This window comes from Mesorhizobium sp. M7A.F.Ca.US.005.03.2.1, assembly GCF_003997795.1.
GTDB classification, from domain to species: domain Bacteria; phylum Pseudomonadota; class Alphaproteobacteria; order Rhizobiales; family Rhizobiaceae; genus Mesorhizobium; species Mesorhizobium ciceri.
In genome coordinates this window covers 1-2,229 of sequence record NZ_RZRP01000951.1, presented here as the reverse complement: position 1 = coordinate 2,229, position 2,229 = coordinate 1, and the positions used below count along the sequence as shown (strand labels likewise).

Below are 2,229 nucleotides of genomic sequence, written 5' to 3'. Positions count from 1 at the left end.
AACAACACCAGTCCAAAGCTCTCGGTGAACACCACGCAAAGGCTTCCGACAATCAGACCGGCCAGAACACCGCTGCGGCTGATCCAGCGCACCCAGCATAGGCCGAGCACCGCAGGCAGCAGCTGCATGGATAGGCTGAGCGTGAGGGAGGAGAAGATTGTCGCGCTGAGGGGCGCATAGCTCGCGACGGCAGCGACAGCTCCGTAGACGAGCGCCAAGGTCACCCGCGCGGCAAACCGCATCGAACGCTGGTCCATGCCCGGGATGATGTAGCGTGATGTCAGCTCGATAGTGCAGACCGATGCACCGGATCCGGCAAAGAATGCGACCGCGATCTGGCCCGATGCGACCAGAAGGACTGTAAAGCCCACTGCCACCATCGGATCGAGCGTTGCCAGCCGTGTCGTGAAGGCTGTCAGCGAGCCACTGGCCGCAATCTCCGCAGCCAGAACCGGCCCGATCAGGATCAGGGCGCCAGCCGCGAGTCCCGCGATCATCCAGACCTGGCCAAATGCAAGGCCGCGGCGCGGCGCACTTGTCACGCCCAGAAAGCTGAAGCCGGGACTGATCGCGATGCCGCCCAGAGACAGGGCGAACGTCAGTCCCGCGAAGGTGGTCCAGAGCCCCCCGGCCGGCAGCTCTTTGCCAATGCCGGCGCTAAACTGGATTACGCCCGGGATCTTGTCCGGCAGCACGCCGCTGGCTGTTCCAATCCCGTTGGCGGCGAATGCCAATTTGTGGAGCGCAAAGCCGGTGAATCCGCCGAAAAAGATTATGAGAGCCAGGACCAGCAGGGACTGGGCGGCGACAAGATAGGCAATCCCGCGCCAGCCTCCGATCACGCTGCAGAGGAACAGGACGAATGCGATTGACCAGATTGCGAGACTGGACGGAACGTCGTTGGCGGTCGCGCCGCTCACCAAGGCACCCGCCTGAGACAGGCACATCGCCGCAAAGGGGACGCTGAAAAGGAACAGCACGAACAGCAAATAGATGCGAAGCGTCGTGCTGCCGAAGTAATCGCCCAGCAGGTCACCAAGCGTGCGCAGCGAGGTCAGCCGGGCGGCAAGCCAAACCCGCTTCTGCGTGATGGCAGCGCAAAGGGCGATACAGATGAGACCGACTGCGACCTGGTTGTATTGAAGGCCGAAGGTGGCGAGCAAAAGCAGATGATCGGGAAGGCTGAGGCTGGCCAAGGTAATGCCGGCGCCGGCGAAGATGATCACCCATGGCGGCAATGCCAGGCCTGCGTCGACGAAATCACCGGGTTGCTGGGCGTGACGGCCGCTGATGGTCGCAAGGTAAAGGCCCAGGACCGCGACGATGCCGAGCACGGAAACCAAGAGCGGGGTCATATATGGTCTCCCGGCGCGCGTTTTGAATCTCGGTCATCCGAGCGGAAGTCCCGGATAACGTCGAACGCTTCGAAGGCCTGCCGTGCCCCGTACCGGGTGATCATGTAGAAAACGACCACGACCCCCGTTGTGATAAAACCGATGCTCAGCGGCAAGAAGTTGTGCGCGGCAAATGGCGCGCTGACCAGCGACAGAACAACGAACAACACAAGCGCGAGTCCGTAGATGACCAGGCCGAGCCCTAGTTCTCGGGGCGAGAAACCCGTCCCGTAGACCACATTGACGATCACGTGAGCGACAAAGCCCGCCAGAATGGCCGCGAACCCGGCAAGGATATAGGGTGTTCCGCCGCGGCCAAATCCATACTCAAACAGGATCGCGGCGGGCAAGGCCACTGCCAACCAGCAGGCCATGACCAAGGCGTGTCGGTCCAGCGCTTCGTGTTTGCCGAGCGGGGTCATCGGTTGCTCTCGCTAGTTTCGTACGCGCTCAGTCGTCCTTGTCCTTCGGCGCATCCGAACCCTGGAAGTTGCGGAACGACATGCCGCCGGCGCTTCCGAGGTTCTCGATCGGCAGTCCCAGGTCCTTCATGAGACCGTCGACGAAGGCGACCTGGGTGCGATATTTCATAGCGGAATTGACAACGCGATCCGTCATGTTGCCGCCGCCCGAGCCGCCATCGCCGCCACCCATTTCGGACGGGCTGTTGAGGCCCGGCAGGCCGTCGACCTGGAGTATCTTGATCGATTCGATGTTTTCCATCGGCTTGACTGTCTCGCGGATGATGCTTGGCAGATTGCTGACGAGGTTTTCGTAGATGGCACTGCGTCTGCTGGCATCCGAACGGGTGTTTTCGGACTCGTTGAGCATACAC

Annotated in this window: 3 protein-coding genes; all 3 read right to left on the bottom strand. The window is 61.7% G+C overall.

The genetic code is table 11. The features are described 5' to 3' along the window. The coding region (locus tag EN991_RS33065; RefSeq protein ID WP_164769552.1) for a hypothetical protein at window positions 1-1,355 on the bottom strand (1,355 nt) is incomplete at its 3' end. Then, a complete protein-coding gene (locus EN991_RS33060; RefSeq protein WP_127370315.1) occupies window positions 1,352-1,816 on the bottom strand; it encodes a hypothetical protein in 465 nt (154 codons plus the stop codon). The genes EN991_RS33065 and EN991_RS33060, both read right to left, overlap by 4 nt. A 28-nt stretch (window positions 1,817-1,844) precedes the next feature. Next, a partial coding sequence (locus EN991_RS33055) for a flotillin domain-containing protein (protein ID WP_281058834.1) occupies window positions 1,845-2,229 on the bottom strand: 385 nt, incomplete at its 5' end.